Below are 21,438 nucleotides of genomic sequence, written 5' to 3'. Positions count from 1 at the left end.
GTGGTGCGGGCGGGCGGGGGTCAGGCGGCGCGGTGCAGGGCGGTGATGGCGCGGTCCAGGAGCCGGGGGACGTCGGGCATGAGCTGGTGCACGCCGTCGCGGACGATGTGCCGGCCGGCGACGACGGTGTGCCGGACGTCCGCGGCGGTACCGGCGGCGAGCGCCGCCTCCACGGCGAGGGCGGGCGGGCAGCCGGTGGTGCGGACGGTGTCGAGGGCGAGGGTGGTGAAGTCGGCGAGCGCGCCCGTGGCCAGCCGTCCGCCGTCGGGGCGGCCCAGTGCGGCGTGCCCGGCGGCACCGGCCGCCCGGAGCAGTTCGGCCGGGGTGAAGTGGCCGCGTCTGCCGGTGCGCAGCCGTTCGCCCCCTTCGAGGGCGCGGGCCTCGGCGAGCGGGTCGATGACCGTGTGGCTGTCCGTGCCGAGGCACAGCGGGCTGCCCGCGTCGCGCAGCCGGGCGGCGGGCCCGATGCCGTCCGCCAGGTCGCGTTCGGTCGTCGGGCAGAGGCAGACGGCGGTGCCGGAGCCGGCGAGCAGGCCGATGTCCTCGTCCGTGAGATGGGTGGCGTGCACGGCGGTCGTCCGGGGGCCGAGCAGCCCGTGGTCGGCGGCGAGGCGGGTGGGGGTGACGCCGTGGGCGCGGCGGCAGTCGTCGTTCTCGGCAGGCTGCTCGGAGAGGTGCAGGTGCAGCGGGGCGTCCCGGTCGGCGGCCCAGCGGGCGACGGTGGCCAGCGCGGCGGCGGGCACGGCGCGGACGGAGTGGACGGCCGCGCCGACGCGGACGGCGGGACCGGACAGCTGGTCGTGCAGGGCGGCGGCCCGGTCCGCCCAGGCGTCGGCGGTGCCGTCGCTGAAGCGCAGCTGGCGGGGGCCGGGCGGGCTGCCGAATCCGGCGGCCAGGTAGCAGGTGTCGAGAAGGGTGAGGCGCAGGCCGGCGTCCCGGGCGGCGGTGGCGAGGGCGAGCCCCATCGCGTTGGGCTCGTCGTAGGGGGTGCCGTCCGGGCGGTGGTGGACGTAGTGGAACTCGCCGACGGACGTGATGCCCGCCAGTGCCATCTCCGCGAAGACGGCGCGGGCGAGGGCGGCGTACGAGGCGGGGGTGAGCCGGGCCGCGATGTCGTACATGCCCTCGCGCCAGGTCCAGAAGGTGGCGCCGCCGACCTGGGAGAGGCCGCGCAGCGCCCGGTGGAAGGCGTGGCTGTGGGCGTTGGCGAAGCCGGGGACGGTCAGCCCCGGCAGGGCCACGGCGCCGACCGGGGGCGCGGCGAGACCGGGGTGCACCTCCGTGATGCGGCCGGACGCGTCGGTGGCGAGCGCGACACCGGGCTCGACCGTCCCGTCGAGCCAGGCGAGTTCCGCCCAGTACAGCTGCGCCGTCAGGGACACGCGAGGCCCTCCAGTACGCGGGTGAGCGCGGCGACACCGGCCAGGCAGTCGGCCTCGTCGGCGTGCTCGGCGGGGGCGTGCGAGACGCCGGTGGGGTTGCGCACGTACAGCATGGCCGTGGGGACGGCGGAGGCGAGGACGCCCGCGTCGTGGCCGGCACCTGTCGGCAGGGCGGGGGGATCGCCGCCGACGCGGGAGGCGACGAGGCCGCGGAGCCCGCCGTCGAAGTGGACGGCGGCCGTGGCGGACTCGCGCGTGATGTCGACGGTCACGCCGTCCCGTTCGCCGCGCTGGGCGGCGCTGTCGGCGATGGCGGTGACGAGGCCGTCGAGCGCGGTCTGGTCGGGGGCGCGGCAGTCGAGCCAGCCGCGGACGCGGGACGGCACCGCGTTCACCCCGCCGGGTTCCGCCGCGACCTTGCCGAAGGTGGCGAGGGCGCCCGCGAGCCTGGCCCGCTTCCTGGCGGCGAGGACGGTGTGGGCGTACGTGAGCATCGGGTCGCGGCGGTCCTCGACGCGGGTGGTGCCCGCGTGGTTGGCCTCGCCGCCGAAGTCGAGGCGCCAGCGGCCGTGCGGCCAGATGACCGAGCCGACGCCGACCGCGTGCGGCGTACCCGCCAGGGCGCGGCCCTGCTCGATGTGCAGCTCGACGAACGCGCCGATGCGCGCGAGGCGTTCGGGATCGGGCCCGAGGCCGTCCGGGTCGAGTCCCGCCCCGGCCAGGGCGCGGTACAGGGGGACGCCGTCCGCGTCGCGCAGGGCGCGCGCCCTCCTGGGGTCGAGCTGCCCGGTGGCGAGCCGCGACCCGGCGCAGGCCACGCCGAAGCGGGCGCCCTCCTCGTCGGCGAACGCCACGACGCCCAGGGGGCGCCGGACCGGCCGTCCCCGGGCGCGCAGCCCGTCCAGCGCGGCGAACGCGGAGACGACGCCGAGCGGCCCGTCGAACGCGCCGCCGTCCGGCACCGAGTCGAGGTGCGACCCGGTGACGACGGCGTCCCCCGCGGCGGGGTCGCCCTGCCAGGCCCACTGGTTGCCGTTGCGGTCGGTCTCGTGGCGCAGGCCGCGCGCGTCGGCCTCGGTGCGGAACCAGGCGCGCAGCTCGATGTCGGCGGCCGTCCACGCGTAGCGGCGGTACCCGCCGGTGGCGGGGGCGCGGCCGATGGGCAGCAGCCGTTCCCACATCGTGCGGAACGAGGCGGCGGCGGCCGGGTGCGGCGCGGTGGTCACGCGGTCTCCCGCATCGGCACGCGGACGCCGTGCTCCTCCGCGACGGCCTCGGCCCGCTCGTACCCGGCGTCCACGTGCCGGATGACGCCGGTGCCCGGGTCGTTGGTGAGGACGCGGCGGATCTTCTCCCCCGCGAGCGGGGTGCCGTCCGCGACGGTGACCTGTCCCGCGTGCAGGGAGCGGCCCATGCCGACGCCGCCTCCGTGGTGGACCGAGACCCAGGAGGCGCCGGACGCGACGTTCACCATGGCGTTGAGCAGCGGCCAGTCGGCGATGGCGTCCGAACCGTCGCGCATCGCCTCCGTCTCGCGGTAGGGGGAGGCGACCGATCCGCAGTCCAGGTGGTCGCGGCCGATGACGACGGGCGCGGACAGCTCGCCGGAGGCCACCATGTCGTTGAACCGCTCCCCCGCGCGGTCGCGCTCCCCGTAGCCGAGCCAGCAGATGCGGGCCGGGAGCCCCTGGAAGCGCACCCGCTCCCCCGCCAGGCGCAGCCAGCGGGCCAGCGGCTCGTTCTCCGGGAAGAGGTCGAGGACGGCGCGGTCGGTGGCGGCGATGTCCTTCGGGTCGCCGCTGAGCGCGGCCCACCGGAAGGGCCCCTTGCCCTCGCAGAACAGCGGCCGGATGTAGGCGGGGACGAAGCCGGGGTAGTCGAAGGCGCGCTCGTAGCCCGCGAGCCGTGCCTCGCCGCGCAGGGAGTTGCCGTAGTCGAAGACCTCGGCTCCCGCGTCCTGGAAGCCGACCATGGCCGCCACGTGCCGCGCCATCGAGTCGCGGGCGCGGCGGACGAAGTCCTCGGGGCGTTCCGCGGCGTGGGCGGCCATGTCGGCGAAGCCGATGCCGAGGGGCAGGTAGGCGAGCGGGTCGTGGGCGCTGGTCTGGTCGGTGACGACGTCCACCGGCGCGCCGCGCGCCAGCAGCGCGGGGACCACCTCGGCGGCGTTGCCCAGGACGCCGATGGACAGCGCGCGGCGCTCGCGGCGGGCGCGTTCCGCCTGGCGCAGGGCGTCGTCCAGGGAGTCGGCGGCCACGTCCAGGTAGCCGTGGGCGACGCGGCGGGCGATGGCGCGCGGGTCGCAGTCCACGCACAGGGCGACGCCGCCGTTCATCGTCACCGCGAGGGGCTGCGCGCCGCCCATGCCGCCGAGCCCGGCGGTCAGGGTGAGGGTGCCGGCCAGCGTGCCGCCGAAGCGCTTGGCGGCGACGGCGGCGAACGTCTCGTAGGTGCCCTGGAGGATGCCCTGGGTGCCGATGTAGATCCACGACCCGGCCGTCATCTGGCCATACATGGTGAGGCCGAGGTGTTCGAGGCGGCGGAACTCGTCCCAGTTCGCCCAGTCGCCGACCAGGTTGCTGTTGGCGATGAGGACGCGCGGGGCCCACTCGTGGGTGGTCATGACGCCGACCGGGCGGCCCGACTGGACGAGCATCGTCTCGTCGGGGCCGAGCGTGCGCAGGGTGCGGACCATGGCGTCGAACGCGTTCCAGTCGCGCGCCGCCTTGCCGCTGCCGCCGTAGACGACGAGCCGGTCGGGGTGTTCGGCGACGTCGGGGTCGAGGTTGTTCTGCAGCATCCGCAGCGCCGCCTCCTGGGGCCAGCCCCTGGCGGTCAGCGCGCCGCCGCGCGGTGCCCGGACGGGCCGGGGTCCTGCCGGACCTGCCATGCGTGCCTCCCCGGTGAGGACGGACTGTGCCTTGCGCGCGCACCGATCCCTCCGACTGTAGGGGCTGAGCAAGGCGAGTCAACAACCCCGCACCGGCCGCCCCCTGGGCCCGCCGGACGCCGCCCGGCCCGCCCGTACCGCGGGCCGCGGCGGGTCAGGCGCCCGTCGGCGCGTCGAGGAAGTCGAGCACCAGGGGGCTCGCGACGGCGTGGAACTCCTCGAAGTAGGCGTGCCGCGCGCCCGGCAGGAGGTGGAGCCGCGCGCCCGGTATGCGGTCGGCGAGCAGGGGCGCATTGGCCGCCGGGTTGAACGTGTCGTCGCTGCCGTGGACGACGAGGGTCGGCGCGGTGACGCGGGGCAGCGCGTCCCAGGCGTCGTGCCGCTCGCTGGCGGTGAAGTGGCGCCGCCGGGCGTACACCGGCATGTCCGGGTCGCCGATGGTGGTCCACGGGCCGTGGCGGCCCTCCAGCCACGCCGGGGTGTACATGAGGCCGAGCAGGATGCGGGCTGCCTCGCGGGGCGTGGCGCGCGCCAGGGAGCGGCTGATGGCCTCGTCGCGCGGGACGCTGTGCGGGCCGCCCGGTGTGGTGCAGCCGAGGACGAGGCGCCGTACGCGGTCCGGGTGGCGGACCGCGATCCACTGGGCCGCGCGGCCGCCCATGGAGGTGCCGTACACGTCGGCACGGTCGAGGCCGAGGTCGTCGAGGACGGCGACGGTGTCGTCCGCGAACTGCCGCGTGCTGTACTCGTCGCGCGGCTTGTCGCTGTCCCCCGTGCCGCGGTAGTCGAGTGTGACGGTGCTGCGCGCGGCGTGGAAGTCGGCGCGGACGGGGTCCCACCAGCGGTGGGTGTTGGCCTGCCCGGCGAGCAGGACGAGCGGCGCGCCCGTGCCCTCGACCTGGTAAGCGATGCGCGTGCCGTCCGGGGCGGTGGCGTGCGGCATGGTGGCGGGCCCCCTGGGGGTGTGCGGTCCGGAGGCGGGACGGCCGGTCCCGCCGCCGAGGATCGTGGCACACCCCGGGCCGCCGGGCGGGACCAGGTCCCGTGGGCGGGCGTGACCGGAACTGGTCGCGGGTGGGCGGGACAGGACGCTTCCGACCGTTGTCGCACCGGCTCCGACCGGTTCACCGGTCGGTGTCTCCTTCACTGACGAATTGTCAGTGCCCTCCCCTACAGTCGGGCGCATGAACGAGACGCAGCAGGACACGTACAGGCAGCAGGTCCAGGCCCCCCGGGGCAGCGAGGGGTGGGGGGCCGCGCGCTGGGGTGAGCGGCGGCCCGGTGTCCCGGTCGTCATGTCGCTGGCGGAGGCGCTGGGAAGGCCAGGGGGAGCGGGGCGGCGTGCGATAGCGGACCGGGCGGTGCCCGGCGGGTGAGCCGGGCGCCCCGGGGACTCAGGGGAACCGGCGATAGGGGGGCTACCCCTAATGGCAACGGCCGGTCGGCCCCCGTAGCGTGGACCGCATGATGAGTGGCAGTGACCGCGGCTTCGAGCGTGACCCGGAACTCCGGGCGGATCTCGACGCCGCGTTGCAGACCCGGAAGGAACTGGGCCCGGCGTACGAGGCGGAGCTGGTCGACGCGTTCCTGGAGAAGGTCGAGCAGCGCGTGGACGCGGCGGTGGAGAAGCGCGTCCGGCGGCAGCTGGCCGAGCAGCAGATGGTGATCGCCAGGGGCGGCCGGACCAGGACCCCCGGCGAGGTCAGGGGCCCCGGTACCGAGTTCATCCTCGCGTCGATGTCGCTGGTGCTCGCCATCCCGCTGTCGGCGATCGCCGCGAACCTGGCCGACATGGAGGGCCTGCTCACCTGCTGGGCCGGGATCGTGGCCGTGAACGCCTGCTACGTCCTGCGGCGCGGCGCCCACCGCGGCGAGGACGACTGACCGCCGTACGTTCGTCCGCGGGCGGGCCGCGCCGCTGCCCGGAGCGCTGACGCCCGCCGGTGGACGGTTGTGCGGGCGCTCCCACCGCCGCCGGTGGTGGTCGTAAACTTCCGGCCTCCCGTGCGCGCCTGTCTGGTCAAGGGGCGGCCGCTTGCCCGGGTGGGAACGCCGACACCCGACAGCCGCATCGGCACGTGACCGTCCGTCGCCCGCAGGGGCCGAGGGGGAAGAGGTTGGCGGGGACCGCCGCACCCCGGTGAGCGCATCACCAGGGGCGGGACGACGGCGGTCCCCGCGGGGACGCCGGCCGGGTCGGGGCCTGGCGTCCGGGCGACCAGGGAGGTCCGGGAGCCGCTCCGGAGGTCCTTGGTGCCGACAACCGCTACTCTGCCGGGCCGGTGTTAACGACGCGTTGCCCAGCCGTGACACTTCGGGATCTCTTGTCCGGCCCTTCCGCGACGCTCCGGAGTCGGCGGCTCAGCGCCCGCCCGCGAGATAGGCCAGCAGGTCCTGCCTGCTGACCACCCCGGTCGGCTTGCCGTCCACCAGGACGACCGCCGCGTCGGCCTCGCGCAGCACCTGCATCAGGTCGGCGACCGGCTCGCCCGAGCCGACGTGCGGCAGCGGCGGGCTGACATGGGTCTCCAGCCGGTCGGCGAGGGCGGCGCGCTGCGTGTACAGGGCGTCGAGCAGCTCCCGTTCCACGACCGAGCCGACGATCTCGGCGGCCATGACGTCCGGGTGCCCCGCGCCCGGCTTGACGACGGGCATCTGCGAGACGCCGTACTCGCGCAGCACCTCGATGGCCTCGCCGACCGTCTCGTCCGGGTGCATGTGGACGAGCGAGGGCATGTCGCCCTCCTTGGCCCGCAGCACGTCCCCGACGCGCGCGGTGGGCTCGCCGCCCTCCAGGAAGCCGTAGTCGGCCATCCACTCGTCGTTGAAGATCTTGCTGAGATAGCCGCGCCCGCCGTCCGGCAGCAGCACGACGACCACGTCGTCGGGGCCCAGGCGCCGCGCGACCTCCAGCGCGCCGACCACGGCCATGCCGCACGAGCCGCCGACGAGCAGCCCCTCCTCGCGCGCCAGGCGCCGCGTCATCCGGAAGGAGTCCTTGTCCGAGACGGCCACGATCTCGTCGGCGATCTTCCGGTCGTAGGCGTCGGGCCAGAAGTCCTCGCCGACGCCCTCCACCAGGTAAGGACGCCCGCTGCCGCCCGAGTACACCGACCCCTCCGGGTCGGCGCCGATCACGCGCACACGCCCGTCGCTGACCTCCTTGAGGTAGCGGCCGGTGCCCGAGATGGTGCCGCCCGTGCCGACGCCCGCGACGAAGTGCGTGATCCGCCCGTCCGTCTGCCGCCACAGCTCGGGGCCGGTGGTCTCGTAGTGGGACAGCGGGTTGTTCGGGTTGCTGTACTGGTCGGGCTTCCAGGCGCCCGGCGTCTCGCGCACGAGGCGGTCGGACACGTTGTAGTACGAGTCCGGGTGCTCGGGATCGACGGCCGTCGGGCAGACGACGACCTCGGCGCCGTACGCGCGCATCACGTTGATCTTGTCCGTCGAGACCTTGTCCGGGCAGACGAAGATGCAGCGGTACCCCTTGCGCTGGGCGACGATGGCCAGGCCGACGCCGGTGTTGCCCGACGTCGGCTCGACGATGACGCCGCCGGGGCGCAGTTCGCCCGACGCCTCGGCCGCCTCGATCATCCGCAGCGCGATGCGGTCCTTCACCGAACCGCCGGGGTTGAAGTACTCGACCTTGGCGAGCACGGTCGCCCGGATTCCGGCCGTCACCGTATTGAGCTTCACCAGCGGGGTGTTGCCGACAAGGTCGATCATCGACTCGTGATACTGCACCTGGGTCTCCGCACGTCCGGGGCGCGGGAGCGGGTTCTTCCGCCCCACCGGCAGCACTGTATTGCGTTGCGCGGCGCGCCGCGCTGGGCACCACACAGGTGAGGAGACGGGTCGGGACGGGACGGACGGGAGGCGTGAGGCTTGCCATGTCGTCAAGGGCGCGGGTGGCACGGAGGATCGCGACCGCGGCGGCGCTGGGCGGCGGCGGCATCAGTGTGCTGGGGGGCGCGGCGGTCGGGCTGCTGCTCACCGAGGTGCGGTACGCGCGGCGGCGGCTGAGCGGGGGCGGCGACCGTGAACCGCCGGTGGCGGACGGGCTGTACGGCGCCGCGTTCACCGACGCCCCGGGACCGCCCCTGCGCCTGGCCCTGCTGGGCGACTCGACGGCCGCGGGGCAGGGCGTACCGCGCGCGGGGCAGACACCCGGCGCACTGCTCGCGGCGGGGCTCGCGGCCGTCTCCGAGCGCCCCGTCGAGCTGCACAACGTCGCGCTGTCCGGCGCCCGTTCCTCCGACCTCGAACGCCAGGTGTCGCTGCTGCTCACGGAACCGGGCCGCGCGCCCGTGCCCGACGTGTGCGTGCTGATGATCGGCGCGAACGACATCACCGGCCGCGTCTCGCCCGCCCGTTCGGTGAAGTACCTGTCGGAGGCGGTGGCGCGGCTGCGCACCGCGGGCTGCGAAGTTGTCGTCGGCACCTGCCCCGACCTCGGGTCGGTGGAGCCCGTGGCGCAGCCCCTGCGCTGGCTGGCGCGGCGGCTGTGCCGGCAGCTCGCGGCGGCGCAGACGATCGCGGTGGTGGAGCTGGGCGGCAGGACCGTGTCGCTGGGGGCGCTGCTCGGGCCCGAGTTCGCCGCGCACCCGAGGGAACTCTTCGGCCCGGACCGCTACCACCCCTCCGCCGAGGGCTACGCCACCGCCGCGATGGCGATCCTGCCGACGCTGTGCGACGCGGTCGGGGTGTGGCCGCTGGAGGAACGCCCGCCGTCGCAGCGGCGCGAACGCGTCCTGCCGGTGGACAAGGCGGCGGCGCGCGCCGTGTCCGAGGGCGGCTCCGAGGTGAGCGCGGCGGACGGCCCGGACGGCGCCCGGGGCGCGGCCGGGCAGCGCGCGCCCCGGGCGCTGCTGCGGCTGCGGCGCAGGCGGCGGCTGCCGGAGGAGGAGCGCGATCCCGTCGCCGGGAGCGGGACGTGACAGCCGATACTACCTGCGAGTAACTTCGGGGTACGGGCCGCGGCACCCGCCGCGGCACCTCCGAGAGAGGCCAGGGACATGCCTGAAGCAGTGATCGTCGCCGCCGCACGCTCCCCGATCGGGCGCGCCGTCAAGGGCTCGCTGAAGGACATGCGGCCGGACGACCTGACCGCCGCGATCGTCCGCGCCGCGCTGGACCAGGTGCCCGCGCTCGACCCGGCCGACATCGACGACCTGATGCTCGGCTGCGGCATGCCGGGCGGCGAGCAGGGGCACAACCTCGGGCGGGTCGTCGCCGTGCAGCTCGGCCTCGACCGGCTCCCGGCCTGTACGGTCACGCGCTACTGCGCCTCGTCCCTCCAGACGACGCGGATGGCGTTCCACGCGATCAGGGCGGGCGAGGGCGACGTCTTCGTCTCGGCGGGCGTGGAGACGGTCTCGCGGCACCGCTTCGGCTCCTCCGACGGCCAGCCCGGCACGCGCAACCCGCTCTTCGCCGCCGCCGGGGAGCGTACGGCCACCCGCGCCGAACGGGGCGGCGAGGGCTGGCACGACCCGCGCGAGGACGGCGGACTGCCGGACGTCTACATCGCGATGGGGCAGACCGCCGAGAACCTGGCGCGCCTCAAGGGCGTGACGCGCGAGGAGATGGACGCGTTCGGCGTCCGCTCGCAGAACCTGGCGGAACGCGCCGTCGCGGACAGCTTCTGGGCGCGCGAGATCACCCCCGTGACCACGCCGGACGGCACGGTCGTCGCGGCCGACGACGGCCCGAGGCCCGGCGTGACCCTCGACGGCGTACGCGGCCTGAAGCCCGTCTTCCGCCCGGACGGCCTGGTCACGGCGGGCAACTGCTGCCCGCTCAACGACGGCGCGGCGGCGCTCGTCGTGATGTCCGACACCAAGGCGCGCGACCTCGGCATCACACCGCTCGCCAGGATCGTCGCCACGGGGGTGTCGGCCCTCTCGCCGGAGATCATGGGCCTCGGCCCGGTGGAGGCGAGCCGCCAGGCGCTCGCCCGCGCGGGGATGGGCGTCGGGGACATGGACCTCGTGGAGATCAACGAGGCGTTCGCGGCCCAGGTCATCCCGTCCTACCGGGAGTTGGGCGTGGACCCGGAGCGGCTGAACGTGAACGGCGGCGCCATCGCGGTCGGCCACCCGTTCGGCATGACGGGGGCGCGTATCACGACTACGCTGATCAACGCGCTGCGATGGCACGACAAGCAGTTCGGTCTGGAGACCATGTGCGTCGGCGGCGGCCAGGGCATGGCCCTGGTGCTCGAGCGCCTGAGCTAGGCGGGCCCCGCGGGTCCCCGGCGCCAGGGCGCGTCCGGAGCGCGGGAGGCGCTCCGCGGGACGGGGGAGGCTGAAGTGACATCCGTCACCCGGTATATACGGGCGATACCGAAGCGCCCCCGGGATGTGATGCAGGGCGGAAACGGACGGAAAAGCGCAGCTCACAGCGGTGTGCGCGGGACGCCCCGGACGAAGGACCTGTCCGGTGGATGACGTTGTGCACTGCACGCCGTGGCCTCGCCCCGGAAACCTGGGATAAGAAGTCAGGGACAAGAACACTGGGAGCGAGTCCGTGAGCGCCATATCCGTCATCCTGCTGGTGACCGCAGGCACCGCCGTCGCCCTGGGCGCGGGAGCCCTGATCACCGCGCGCGGGCTGCGTGCCGACCTGGCCGCCCTGCGCGCGGAGCTGGCCGCGCACCGGGTGCCGGGCGCGCGGCCCGTGCCGCCGGAGGAGATCCGCCGCGCCGTCGCGGCCGCGCTGGCGGACGAGCGGGACCGCGAGCTGGCGGAGGCCCGCGCGTACTGGGCGGAGCAGGACGCGGCCGAGCACGGCGTCCCCGGCGGGCTGCTCTCGGGGCGCGGCGGCCTCGGCCACGACGTGGCGGACGCGGACGAGGAACTGCTCGACGCGCTCCTGGAGCGTTACCTCCTCAGCGACTCGGGCCTTCCCGGCCCTGGACGCGACGGGGCGCCGCTCATCCCGCGCCAGTCGGCGGAGGCGATGGACGAGGACCCGGCCGGTGCCGCGGCCGGCGCCGAGCAGGACCCCCAGGACGGCGGCGAGTCGCCCGAGCTGGCGGCCGCCCGCCGCCGCCACCCCTCGCACCCGGGCTACACCCTGTCCGGCGAGCCGGTGGACCGCTCCACAGCGGCGGAGCGCGCGGCCCGCGACGAGCACCGGCGCACGGCCGAGCGGCTCGCGCGGCTCGCCGAGGCGCGGACGCCGCTGGCGGACGTGCGCCCGGGGCCGCTGGGCACGCTGGACGTCTTCCTGTTCACGGACGGCACCACGCTGTGCCTCTCCCCCAGCCACCAGGAGGCCGCCGGGCGGCTGGCCGAGGCGGTACGGTCGGGGGAGCCGCCGGTGCTGATGGGCGGCTCGGGAGTCTCGGGGGCGTACGCCCTCACGTTCTCCTGCGGCGACGACAGCGTCTACCTGCTGGCGGACCGCGTGGTCGCCTCGTCCTACCTCAACGAGCCGAACGAGTAGCCGTACGTGACCGAGCGCCCCCGCCCCGACGACCTCGACGCCGCCGTGGACCGCGTCGCCGACCGCGTGCGGCCGATGCCGGAGAGCGCGCTGCGGCGCGGCACCGGCGCCCGGGGGCTGGCGCTGGCCCGCGAGCTGGCCCGCCGCGCGCAGCTGGTGGAACGCCCGGACGCGCCGCCGCGGGAGCTGCCGGACGACGGGCTGTACGTCGTCGGGGACCAGGTCGCCGTCGCGGGCCACGACCTGGCGCACGCCCTGCGCGCCGCCCCGCCTGGCCCGGCGGCCGAGGCCGAGCTGGCGGCGGCGCTCGACCTGCTGCGGGCCTTCTGATCCGGCCGGGTCGGCCTGGTCGCCGGACGCGGCGCCCGTACTCGCGCGATACGACAGCGCGGCGAGGTCCCCGTCCCGGCAGCACGGTCCCGGGAGGACCCGGTGGACGGGCTCCAGGGGCCGCACCCGGGCGCGTACGGGTCGCAGGGCACCGAAGACACCTTCTCCACCGGGCACACCCGGGCGACACGGCGAGCGTGCGCGTCCGAGGGCGTCACGAGCAGGAGGCCCTCCCCCGGCGGGCACCGGAGCCGCTCAGCCGCCCGGGTGCGTGCGGGTCGCGCGGCTCCGGAGGCACCTTCGCCGGGCGCGCTCAGGCAACGCGGCGAGCGGGCACGTCCGGGGGAGTCACCCGCAGGACGGCCGCTTCCCCGGCATCGCGCCGGCGCCCAGGTGCGTACGCCTTGCGCCCGTACGCACCCGGGCAGGGCCGCCTCTGTCGAGGCAGGCGCCGGGACCCCTCAGGCGCCCGGCTGCCGCCGCGCACACACGTGGGCCCCGGCGGGAGGTCTCCCGCCGGGGCCCACGGACGGTATGTCACACCCGTGCCTGCCCGCGTCAGTCACCTTGCAGGATGGCGATGAGCCGCAGGAACTCCAGGTAGATCCAGACCAGCGTCAGGGTCAGGCCGAACGCCGCCAGCCACGACTCGCGCTCCGGGGCACCGTAGGCGATGCCGTCCTCGACCATCTTGAAGTCGAGGGCGAGGAAGCAGGCGCCGAGGACGATGCCGATCAGGCCGAAGACGACGCCGAGGGCACCGTCGCGCAGGCCGAGGCCGTTGCCGTCACCGATCAGGGCGACGACCAGGTTGACCATGGCCAGGAGGACGAAGCCGACGGCCGCGGCCAGCACGAACTGCGTGAACCGCTGCGTCACCCGGATGATGCGCTGCTTGTACATGAACAGCACACCGGCGAAGACCGCCATCGTGCCGATCACGGCCTGCATCGCGGCGCCGGGCGCCACCTGGTTGATCGCCGCGCTGATCGTGCCGAGGAACAGGCCCTCGAAGACGGCGTAGGCCAGGATCAGCGCGGGCGAGGCCTCGCGCTTGAAGCTCTGCACCATGGCCAGGACGAAGGCGACCAGGGCCGCGCCGACGCCGAGGGCGACCGGCAGGTCGCCGATCCAGGCGGCGGCCGCCGCGAGGACGACGGTGCCCAGGGTGAGCGTGGTGCGGGAGACGACCGAGTCGATCGTCATCACACCGGCGCGCTGCGGTGCGGCCGGGGGCACGGCACCGCCGGCGGGGCCGGTCTGCGGCTGGGCGTAGGGGTTCGCGGGCTGGGCGTACGGGTTGCCCGGCTGCGCGTAGGGGGTGCTCGGGCCGCCCGCGTAGGGATTCCCGGTCTGCGGCTGCGGTCCGGCGTTGAAGCCGGCGTAACCACCGTCCCGACTGAACCCCCGACGCGTGAGGACCGGGTTGCTACTCCTCATCTCACTCCTCCATGGCCGCACGGCACGGCCTTGACCACCAGAGTAATGCGTTCGCAAAGAACGCACGGTAGTGCAGTCGGGGAAACGAGCGGAAGGGGGTTTGTGTTCCCGTACGGACTCGGTACGCGGCCGGGCGGGACGCCCGGTCACCGCGCGGGGGGACGAGGGGCGCGGGTGTCCGGGCGGAGGGAGCCGGACGCGGCGCCCCGGCGGGTCCGGGGCGTCCCCCGCGACGGACGCGGTACGGGCGGGGGCGGACGTCTGTTCTCCGGTGCACCGTCCCCGGTCACCGGTTCGAGCCCAGGGATGCCCGGAGCCGGACTTGAACCGGCACGGCCCGAAGGCCAGCGAGTTTTAAGCTCGCCGTGTCTGCATTCCACCATCCGGGCACAGATCCCCAAGCCGTACCGGGCACGTGCGCGCCAGGGCCTCTACCGAGCTTATCCGGCCGATTCGGCTGAACACCGGTGCCCCAGGCCGATGTTGTCTGATTTTATGAGCCCCTGATGGCTCATCAGACCAGCACCGGGCGGCCACGTGCCGTTTTGACTCCGTCACACGAGCGACGCGGTGGACGAGGATTGACGCAAATCAACCCTCCGCATCCTCACGGGCACACAGGGGTGCCGTCCTCCTCAAGGATGACGCCGGGACACGCGGCGTACCCCTGAAGAGAACAGAGAACAAGCACGATGACGGATCGCGCCCGGCGGGCGGCGTGGCGGAGGATGGCGGGGCACCATCAGCCACCCACTCTCCAGGAGCGCTCCCGTGTCCACGTTTGCCGACGCCTCCCCGGCCGCCCCCACCGCGCCGGTGGCCGCACGTGCCATCGACCTGACGAAGGTCTACGGCAGCGGTGAGACCCAGGTCGTCGCCCTGGACCACGTGTCCGTCGAGTTCCGGCAGGCCGAGTTCACCGCGATCATGGGGCCGTCCGGCTCGGGCAAGTCCACGCTGATGCACTGCATGGCGGGTCTCGACACGGTCTCCGGCGGCTCGGCGCACATCGGCCCGACGGAGATCACGGGGCTGAAGGACAAGAAGCTGACCCAGCTGCGCCGTGACCGCGTCGGCTTCATCTTCCAGGCGTTCAACCTGCTGCCGACGCTGAACGGCCTGGAGAACATCACGCTGCCCATGGACATCGCCGGGCGCAAGCCCGACAAGGAGTGGCTGGACCGCGTCATATCCACCGTCGGGCTGGCCGACCGGCTCAAGCACCGCCCCGCCCAGCTCTCCGGCGGCCAGCAGCAGCGCGTCGCCGTCGCCCGCGCCCTCGCGAGCCGGCCGGACATCATCTTCGGCGACGAGCCCACGGGCAACCTGGACTCGCGCGCCGGCGCCGAAGTCCTGGGCTTCCTGCGGGAGTCGGTGCGCGAACTGGGCCAGACGGTCGTGATGGTCACCCACGACCCGGTCGCGGCGTCCTACGCGGACCGCGTGGTCTTCCTCGCCGACGGGCGCGTCGTCGACGACATGGCGGACCCGACCGCCGAGCGGGTGCTCGAACACATGAAGCGGTACGACGTCAAGGGCCGCACCAGCTGACGCGGCCGCCGCCGTTCCACCGGTACCGCACAGACCGACCTCACCCGACACCGTTCCCGGGAATCCAGCATGCTCAGAACCGCCCTGCGCAACGTCTTCGCGCACAAGGCGCGCTTGCTCATGACGACCCTCGCCGTCCTGCTCGGCGTCGCGTTCGTCGCGGGCACCCTCGTGTTCACCGCCACCCTCTCCGAAGCCTTCGAGCGCAGCGCGGAGGACGGCCTCGCCGACGTGGACGTGGCCATCAGGCCCGACGACGACAGCGACGCCGCCGAGGAGACCCCGGGCGGCGCCGCCGACCTGCCGCCGGAACTGCTCGGCGCCGTGGCCGCCCTGCCCGGCGTCGCCTCGGCCACCGGCGACGTCTCCGGATTCGCCGCGCTCGCCGACAAGGACGGCGACCTCGTCGGCGACGGCTGGGACACGACGGGCGCCAACTACTTCGCCGGCGCCGACGGTTCGGGCACCGACGCGCGCTACCCGCTGGCCGAGGGCCGCGCCCCCGAGCGCGACGGCGAGATAGCCGTCGACGCGAAGACGGCGGAGCGCACCGGCTACGCCGTGGGCGACACGGCCCGCCTGTCCGTGGACGGCCCCGTCCGCGAGGAGACCATCACCGGCGTCTTCACCACCGACGACGGCGCCGTGGCGGCGGGCGGCTCGCTCGTGCTGTTCGACACCGCGACCGCCCAGGAGCTGTACACCTCGGACGGCGGCTGGACCGAGATCGTCGTGGCTGCGGAGTCCGGCACCTCCCAGGACGCGCTGCGGGAGGCCGTCGCGCCGCTGCTGCCCGACGACGCCGAGGCCGTCACCGGCGAGCAGGCGGCCGAGGACCAGGCGGAGAGCATCGAGGCGACCACCAGCGGCATGCGGACGGCGCTGCTCGGCTTCGCCGGGATCGCCCTGTTCGTCGGCGTCTTCATCATCGCCAACACGTTCACCATGCTGGTGGCCCAGCGCACGCGTGAGCTGGCGCTGCTGCGCGCGGTCGGCGCCAGCAGGCGGCAGGTGACGCGCTCCGTCCTCGTCGAGGCGCTGGCCGTCGGCGCCGTCGCGGGCGCGGCCGGGCTCGCCGCCGGCATCGGCATCGCGGCCGGGCTGCGCGGCATCATGTCGGCGACCGGCGTCACCGTCCCGGACGGGCCGCTGGTCGTCTCGGCCTCGTCCATAGCCACCCCGCTGCTGGTGGGCGTCGTCATCACCGTGCTGGCCGCCTGGCTCCCCGCGCGGCGCGCGGCGAAGATCCCGCCGGTGGCGGCGATGAGCAGCCTGCACGCGGTGCCCACCATGCGCGGCCTGCTGGTGCGCAACGCGATCGGCGCCCTGTTCGCCGCGGCGGGCGGCGCGCTCGTCCTGGCGGGCATCGGCGCGGACGACAGCGGGGCCACGATGGGCCTCGGCGCCGCCCTGCTCGTCATCGGCGTCTTCGTCCTCACCCCGCTGCTGTCCCGGCCGGTGATCGCGCTCGCGTCCCCGCTGATGCGGCCGTTCGGCGTCTCGGGCAAGCTGGCGCGGCTCAACGCGGTGCGCAACCCGCGCAGGACCGCCGCCACCGCGTCCGCCCTGATGATCGGCCTCACCCTCATCACGGGCATGACGGTGATCGCCGACTCGCTCGCCAAGGGCATCGACCGGCTGGCCGCCGAGTCGATGACGTCCGACTACGTCGTCTCGATGGCCAACTTCGCGCCGCTGTCGCCCGAGGTCGGGAGCACGCTCGCCGAGCAGCCCGGCGTCACGGCCATCAGCGGGCTGCGGGCCTCGCCCGTCCTGGTCGCCGACGACCCGGACGTGCAGTACCTCACCGGCGTGGACGGCGCGGCGATACCCGAGCTGGTGAACGTCCGCTTCACCGCCGGGTCGTTCGACGGCCTCGACGGGCAGAACGCCGTCGTGGACGAGGACATGGCCGACGAGTACGGCTGGGGGCTCGGCGACACCGTCGACGTCACCTGGGAGGACCAGGAGACCGGCAGCCTCACGGTCTCGGGTGTCTACGAGGGCAACGAGCTGATCAGCGGCATCATGCTCGACAGCGCGACGCTCGACCCGCACATGAGCCGCGTGCGGGACTTCCAGGTCATGCTGCGCACCGAGGACGGCGCCTCCGACGCCGCCAAGGACCGGCTGGAGAGCGCGCTCGGCGACAACCCGGCGATCCTCGTCCAGGACGAGGAGGACATCTCCGAGGACATCGCCTACCTCTTCACGCTGATGCTCAACATGCTCTATGGGCTGCTCGCGATGGCGGTGATCGTCGCCGTCCTCGGCGTCATCAACACCCTCGCCATGTCGGTCTTCGAGCGGCGCCAGGAGATCGGCATGCTGCGGGCGATCGGTCTCGACAGGCGCTCCACCAAGCGCATGGTCCGGCTGGAGGCGATCACCATCGCGCTGTTCGGCGGCGTGCTCGGGCTGGCGCTCGGCGTCTTCTTCGGCTGGGCCGTGGGCCAGGTGATAGGCGACGCGATGTCGACGTACGAGATGGTCCTGCCCTGGGGCCGCATGGCGGTCTTCCTGCTGCTGGCCGGGCTGGTGGGCGTCCTGGCCGCCCTGTGGCCCGCCCGCCGCGCCGCGCGGCTCAACATGCTGGAGGCCATCAAGGCCGACTGACCGCCGGGACGGAGGGAACGGCGCGGCCCGGCCGGGAGAACCCCGGCCGGGCCGCGCCGTTCCCGTCGGGCGGTCCGTCAGGCGGCGCGTTCCACCCAGGCGCGGGGGCGCAGCGGCAGTGACGACGCGCCGTCCGCCGGGGGACGCACGGCGAGGATCTGGTTCACGCCGATCCGCCCCCGCTCGAAGGCGAGCGCGGAGGCCGCCATGTACAGCCGCCAGACGCGCGCCCGCCCGGCGCTCGTCAGGCGCACGGCCTCGCCCCAGCCCGCCTCCAGGTTGCGCACCCACTGCCGCAGCGTCAGGGCGTAGTGCTCGCGCAGCGCCTCGGCGTCCCTGACCTCGAAGCCCGCGCGCTCCAGCAGCCCGGCCGTCGTGCCGACCGGCGCCAGCTCGCCGTCCGGGAAGACGTACGCGTCGATGAACGGGTCGATGCGGTAGGCGCCCTCGTCCTGCCACGGGCGGCGGGCGATCTGGTGGTTGAGGAGCCGCCCGCCCTCGCGCAGGAGGCCGAACAGGCGCGTGGCGTACTCCTGGTAGCGCGCGGCGCCCACGTGCTCCGCCATGCCGATGGAGGAGATGGCGTCGAACGGCCCGTCCGCCGTCTCGCGGTAGTCCTGGACGCGGATCTCGACGCGGTCCTCCAGGCCCTCCTTGAGGACGCGTTCCCGCGCGTAGGCGGCCTGCTCCTCGGAGAGGGTGATGCCGACGACCCGCACCCCGTACTCGCGCGCCGCGTGGATCGCCATCGAGCCCCAGCCGCAGCCGACGTCGAGCAGCCGCTGCCCCTCGCGCAGGGCGAGCTTGCGGCAGACGAGGTCGAGCTTGGCGGCCTGGGCCTCCTCCAGGGTGGTGTCCTCCGTGCCGAAGACGGCGCACGAGTAGACCATCGAGGGGCCGAGCACCAGCTCGTAGAAGTCGTTCCCCACGTCGTAGTGGTGGCTGATGGCGGCGCGGTCGCGGCGCAGGGAGTGCATCGGCCCGCTGCGCCGTGACACCTCCTCGGGCGGCGGGGGCAGCGGGACGGGGACGACCGGGCCGATCAGGCGGACGAGGTCGCGGACGAGGGAGAGGCGTGTGGCCGGGGCGAGCGGGGGGCGCCGCGCGGCGAGCGAGGTCAGGCGGTCGAGCGCCTCGTACAGGTCGCCCTCGACGTCCAGCTCGCCCGCGACCCAGGCGCGCGCCAGGCCCAGTTCGCCCGGCCGGTAGAGGAGGCGGCGCAGGGCCCGCCGGTGCCGTACGACGAGGACCGGTCCCGTGGTCCCGGGCGGCCCGGCCTCGCTGCCGTCCCAGGCGCGCAGGCGGACGGGGAGCGGACCGCCGAGTACCTGTTCGATGAGTGCGGCCAGCCGTTGGGCAGCGGGCATACGGACACACCTCCAGAAAAGGGAACAGTCTGATTCTGTTCAGCCCGGAGAGTCAGGCGATCCAGAAACGCCCGGGGAGGCAGGTGCATTCCGCAGGTATTAACGCCCGAGGCGTAACAAAGCGGTACAAAACGTGGCACAAGGAGAGGGTAAAAAGTAGGAAAAGCGCCCGTCGCCGGGAGGCGCGCACGGCGGAGGGGGCGGTCCGGCTTCCGCCGTACCGCCCCCTCCGGGGTCGCTCTGATGCCTGGTCAGCCCGCCTTGACGGTGGGCTTCGCCTCGGCCTCGGCCGGTGCCGCGGCCAGCCGCTTCTGCTCGGCGGCGGCCGTCACCGGCGCCGCGGCCTCGTAGAACTCCTCGCGCGGCCGCTCCATCGCGCCGAGCGAGACGACCTCGCGCTTGAGGAACAGGCCGAGCGTCCAGTCCGCGAAGACGCGGATCTTGCGGTTCCACGTCGGCACGGCCAGGCCGTGGTAGCCGCGGTGCATGTACCAGCCGAGCCGCCCGCGGAAGCGGAAGGTCAGCTTGCCGAGCTTGATCGCGGCGACGCCCTTGTGCAGGCCGAGACCGGCGACCGCGCCCATGCTCGCGTGCTTGTAGTCCTTCTGCGGGAAGCCGCGCATCCCCGAGATGACGTTGTCACCGAGGACCTTGGCCTGCCGCAGGGCGTGCTGGGCGTTCGGCGGGCACCAGGCGTTCTCGACACCCGCGGCGCGGGCCGCGAGGTCGGGGACCTGGGCGTTGTCGCCGGCCGACCAGATGTAGTCGGTGCCCTTCACCTGGAGCGTCGGCTCGGTGTCCACGTGGCCGCGGGGGCCGAGCGGGAGGCCGTAGCGGGCGAGCACCGGGTTGGGCTTGACGCCCGCCGTCCAGACGATGGTGTTCGAGTCGGCGGTGACGCCGTTGCTCAGCTCGACGTGGCCGTCCACGCAGGAGTTGACCGACGTCTTGAGGTGGATCTCGATACCGCGCGCGGCGAGGTGCTCCAGGCCCCACTCGCCGAGCTTCGGGCCGACCTCGGGGAGGATCTTGTCCGCGACGTCCACGAGCACGAACCGCATGTCCTCGCGGGTGATGCCCGGGTAGTACTTGGCGGCGTCGCGCGCCATGTCCTCGACCTCGCCGATCGTCTCCGCGCCGGCGAAGCCGCCGCCGACGAAGACGAACGTCAGCGCCTTGCGGCGGATCTCGGGGTCGGTGGTGGAGTCGGCCTTGTCGAGCTGCTCCAGGACGTGGTTGCGCAGGCCGATGGCCTCCTCCACGCCCTTCATCCCGATCCCCTGCTCGGCGAGCCCGGGGATGGGGAACGTACGGGAGACCGCGCCGAGCGCGACCACCAGGTAGTCGAACGGGACCTCGTACGGCCGGCCGACGAGCGGCGCCACGGAGGCGACCTTGCGGTCCTGGTCGATGGAGGTGACACGGCCGGTGAGGACCTCGGCCTTGGGGAGCACCCGGCGCAGCGGCACCACAACGTGACGCGGGGAGATGCTTCCTGCTGCCGCTTCGGGGAGGAAGGGCTGGTACGTCATGTAGGAACGCGGATCGACGACGGTGACGGTCGCCTCGCCGTACCGCATCTTCTTCAAGATCCGGCGGGCTGCGTACAGACCGACGTACCCGCCGCCTACGACGAGAATTCGGGGACGCTCCGTGGTGCTCATGCCATCGAGTATCCACCCGGCCCAGGGGGGTAGCTCGTGAGGGGCTTCACAAGCATGGGGTGCCGTTCTGCTACACTGCGCCCCCTTTTCCGCCCGCCGTCCGCGCGGGGCGGCCGGCGGCGGCGGGGCGGAGGGCGCGCGTGCGGCCGTAACCGGACGAACGCCGCAGCTCGCGGCCGGTGCGCCGGGCGCCCCGTGGCGGCCGCCACTCCCCCGCCGCCCGGTGCGCGGCCCGGCGGCTCCGGTACGGAACCGGCCCGCCCAGCGGCGCTTTCCGGCCACCCGGACCCGTCGGCGACCCGTCCACCACCCTTGTGGGGTCGATCCCATGTGAAAAACTTCACGAACCTTTCGGCGGGGCACTTCCCCGGCACCGGACGCACCTTCCGCGCGGAGGACGGCAGTCGTCCGCGCGCAGGCCGCTGACCTGCGCGTACACCTGCCGGGCGCCCGGCGTGTACACATGCCGTATGAGAGACGACATCGCGAGCGTACGGGCGGTCCGCGCCCGCTTCGCCGACCACGTCGAACGGGCCGGGCGGGGGATCCCGACCGTGATCACCCGCCACGGGGTGCCCGTGGCCGCACTGGTGCCGATCGCCGACTTCGACGCCGCCGAGGAGGCGGCGGACCTGCGGCTGTCCCGCGAGGCGGAGGCCGAACTCGCCGCCGGGGAACCCACGGTGTCCATGGCGGAACTGGTGGCGGGCCTGTTCCCCGAGCGGACCGGCGGCGCCCCGGCGTGACGG

General features: G+C 74.4%; 17 protein-coding genes and 1 tRNA gene. 9 read left to right on the top strand and 9 right to left on the bottom strand.

The genetic code is table 11. From position 1 onward, the window contains the following. Positions 1–20: 20 nt before the first annotated feature. The 4 genes from ACIBPC_RS29535 to ACIBPC_RS29520 form a co-directional block, all read right to left on the bottom strand. On the bottom strand, positions 21–1,382 hold the full coding sequence (locus tag ACIBPC_RS29535) for a formimidoylglutamate deiminase (RefSeq protein WP_398848896.1): 1,362 nt from the start codon (positions 1,380–1,382) through the stop codon (positions 21–23). Beyond that, positions 1,373–2,563: an allantoate amidohydrolase gene (locus ACIBPC_RS29530; protein WP_362958635.1), complete on the bottom strand. Its 1,191-nt coding sequence runs from the start codon at positions 2,561–2,563 to the stop codon at positions 1,373–1,375. The genes ACIBPC_RS29535 and ACIBPC_RS29530 overlap by 10 nt, the downstream gene beginning before the upstream one ends. 41 nt (positions 2,564–2,604) lie before the next feature. After that, a complete protein-coding gene (gene hutU / locus ACIBPC_RS29525) occupies positions 2,605–4,272 on the bottom strand; it encodes a urocanate hydratase (protein WP_398848894.1) in 1,668 nt (555 codons plus the stop codon). Between the two features lie 154 nt (positions 4,273–4,426). Next, positions 4,427–5,215 (bottom strand): alpha/beta fold hydrolase, encoded by a 789-nt coding sequence (locus ACIBPC_RS29520; protein ID WP_398848893.1) that lies wholly within the window; start codon positions 5,213–5,215, stop codon positions 4,427–4,429. Positions 5,216–5,456: 241 nt separating this feature from the next. Between ACIBPC_RS29520 and ACIBPC_RS29515 the strand changes: the two genes are divergently transcribed. Together ACIBPC_RS29515 and ACIBPC_RS29510 are read left to right on the top strand one after the other, a co-directional pair. Further along, complete coding sequence (locus ACIBPC_RS29515) at positions 5,457–5,648, top strand: hypothetical protein (RefSeq protein ID WP_398848891.1); 192 nt, start codon at positions 5,457–5,459, stop codon at positions 5,646–5,648. Positions 5,649–5,736: 88 nt separating this feature from the next. Further along, positions 5,737–6,156, top strand: a complete 420-nt coding sequence (locus ACIBPC_RS29510) for a hypothetical protein (RefSeq protein ID WP_398848889.1) — start codon at positions 5,737–5,739, stop codon at positions 6,154–6,156. Positions 6,157–6,633: 477 nt separating this feature from the next. On the opposite strand, the gene ACIBPC_RS29505 is transcribed toward ACIBPC_RS29510, so the two are convergent. Continuing rightward, on the bottom strand, positions 6,634–8,016 hold the full coding sequence (locus tag ACIBPC_RS29505) for a cystathionine beta-synthase (RefSeq protein WP_398848887.1): 1,383 nt from the start codon (positions 8,014–8,016) through the stop codon (positions 6,634–6,636). Between the two features lie 164 nt (positions 8,017–8,180). Between ACIBPC_RS29505 and ACIBPC_RS29500 the strand changes: the two genes are divergently transcribed. The 4 genes from ACIBPC_RS29500 (at position 8,181) to ACIBPC_RS29485 (ending at position 12,051) form a co-directional block, all read left to right on the top strand. Then, complete coding sequence (locus ACIBPC_RS29500; RefSeq protein WP_398848885.1) at positions 8,181–9,209, top strand: SGNH/GDSL hydrolase family protein; 1,029 nt, start codon at positions 8,181–8,183, stop codon at positions 9,207–9,209. 78 nt (positions 9,210–9,287) lie between these two features. Beyond that, entirely contained in the window at positions 9,288–10,508 is a 1,221-nt protein-coding gene (locus ACIBPC_RS29495; RefSeq protein ID WP_398848883.1) for an acetyl-CoA C-acetyltransferase, read from the top strand. Between the two features lie 292 nt (positions 10,509–10,800). Further along, positions 10,801–11,721, top strand: a complete 921-nt coding sequence (locus ACIBPC_RS29490) for a hypothetical protein (protein ID WP_362957863.1) — start codon at positions 10,801–10,803, stop codon at positions 11,719–11,721. A gap of 6 nt (positions 11,722–11,727) precedes the next feature. Then, on the top strand, positions 11,728–12,051 hold the full coding sequence (locus tag ACIBPC_RS29485; RefSeq protein ID WP_398848881.1) for a hypothetical protein: 324 nt from the start codon (positions 11,728–11,730) through the stop codon (positions 12,049–12,051). A 558-nt stretch (positions 12,052–12,609) separates the two neighbouring features. Here the strand turns inward: ACIBPC_RS29485 and ACIBPC_RS29480 are convergent. Beyond that, positions 12,610–13,491: a Bax inhibitor-1/YccA family protein gene (locus ACIBPC_RS29480; RefSeq protein ID WP_362957868.1), complete on the bottom strand. Its 882-nt coding sequence runs from the start codon at positions 13,489–13,491 to the stop codon at positions 12,610–12,612. Positions 13,492–13,798: 307 nt separating this feature from the next. Further along, positions 13,799–13,880, bottom strand: a tRNA-Leu gene (locus ACIBPC_RS29475). Between the two features lie 382 nt (positions 13,881–14,262). On the opposite strand from ACIBPC_RS29475, the gene ACIBPC_RS29470 reads away from it, so the two are divergent. Further along, the gene (locus tag ACIBPC_RS29470; protein WP_398848879.1) at positions 14,263–15,042 is read left to right on the top strand and encodes an ABC transporter ATP-binding protein; all 780 of its coding nucleotides are present in this window, start codon (positions 14,263–14,265) and stop codon (positions 15,040–15,042) included. 69 nt (positions 15,043–15,111) lie between these two features. Next, positions 15,112–17,658, top strand: a complete 2,547-nt coding sequence (locus tag ACIBPC_RS29465) for an ABC transporter permease (RefSeq protein ID WP_362957873.1) — start codon at positions 15,112–15,114, stop codon at positions 17,656–17,658. 77 nt (positions 17,659–17,735) lie between these two features. On the opposite strand, the gene ACIBPC_RS29460 is transcribed toward ACIBPC_RS29465, so the two are convergent. Further along, positions 17,736–19,025 carry a class I SAM-dependent methyltransferase gene (locus ACIBPC_RS29460; RefSeq protein ID WP_398848877.1) on the bottom strand — a complete coding sequence of 430 codons (1,290 nt, stop codon included), beginning with the start codon at positions 19,023–19,025 and terminating at the stop codon, positions 17,736–17,738. Between the two features lie 251 nt (positions 19,026–19,276). Next, a complete protein-coding gene (locus tag ACIBPC_RS29455; RefSeq protein WP_362957880.1) occupies positions 19,277–20,689 on the bottom strand; it encodes an NAD(P)/FAD-dependent oxidoreductase in 1,413 nt (470 codons plus the stop codon). Between the two features lie 470 nt (positions 20,690–21,159). On the opposite strand from ACIBPC_RS29455, the gene ACIBPC_RS29450 reads away from it, so the two are divergent. Next, positions 21,160–21,435 carry a type II toxin-antitoxin system Phd/YefM family antitoxin gene (locus ACIBPC_RS29450; protein WP_398848874.1) on the top strand — a complete coding sequence of 92 codons (276 nt, stop codon included), beginning with the start codon at positions 21,160–21,162 and terminating at the stop codon, positions 21,433–21,435. The last annotated feature ends 3 nt before the right edge of the window (positions 21,436–21,438 follow it).

Origin of the sequence: Streptomyces sp. NPDC049879 (assembly GCF_044461265.1) — a bacterium.
In the GTDB taxonomy this organism is placed as follows: domain Bacteria; phylum Actinomycetota; class Actinomycetes; order Streptomycetales; family Streptomycetaceae; genus Streptomyces.
The sequence above is the reverse complement of the archived record's forward strand: the minus strand, read 5'-3'. Positions and strand labels throughout refer to the sequence as shown.

Bases quoted from the DNA above. Each gene is read 5' to 3' on its own strand.
- ACIBPC_RS29530 (WP_362958635.1), bottom strand. From the start codon at position 2,563: ATGTGGGAACGGCTGCTGCCCATCGGCCGCGCCCCCGCCACCGGCGGG.
- hutU (WP_398848894.1), bottom strand. From the start codon at position 4,272: ATGGCAGGTCCGGCAGGACCCCGGCCCGTCCGGGCACCGCGCGGCGGC.
- ACIBPC_RS29520 (WP_398848893.1), bottom strand. From the start codon at position 5,215: ATGCCGCACGCCACCGCCCCGGACGGCACGCGCATCGCTTACCAGGTC.
- ACIBPC_RS29515 (WP_398848891.1), top strand. From the start codon at position 5,457: ATGAACGAGACGCAGCAGGACACGTACAGGCAGCAGGTCCAGGCCCCC.
- ACIBPC_RS29510 (WP_398848889.1), top strand. From the start codon at position 5,737: ATGATGAGTGGCAGTGACCGCGGCTTCGAGCGTGACCCGGAACTCCGG.
- ACIBPC_RS29495 (WP_398848883.1), top strand. From the start codon at position 9,288: ATGCCTGAAGCAGTGATCGTCGCCGCCGCACGCTCCCCGATCGGGCGC.
- ACIBPC_RS29480 (WP_362957868.1), bottom strand. From the start codon at position 13,491: ATGAGGAGTAGCAACCCGGTCCTCACGCGTCGGGGGTTCAGTCGGGAC.
- ACIBPC_RS29465 (WP_362957873.1), top strand. From the start codon at position 15,112: ATGCTCAGAACCGCCCTGCGCAACGTCTTCGCGCACAAGGCGCGCTTG.
- ACIBPC_RS29460 (WP_398848877.1), bottom strand. From the start codon at position 19,025: ATGCCCGCTGCCCAACGGCTGGCCGCACTCATCGAACAGGTACTCGGC.
- ACIBPC_RS29455 (WP_362957880.1), bottom strand. From the start codon at position 20,689: ATGAGCACCACGGAGCGTCCCCGAATTCTCGTCGTAGGCGGCGGGTAC.
- ACIBPC_RS29450 (WP_398848874.1), top strand. From the start codon at position 21,160: ATGAGAGACGACATCGCGAGCGTACGGGCGGTCCGCGCCCGCTTCGCC.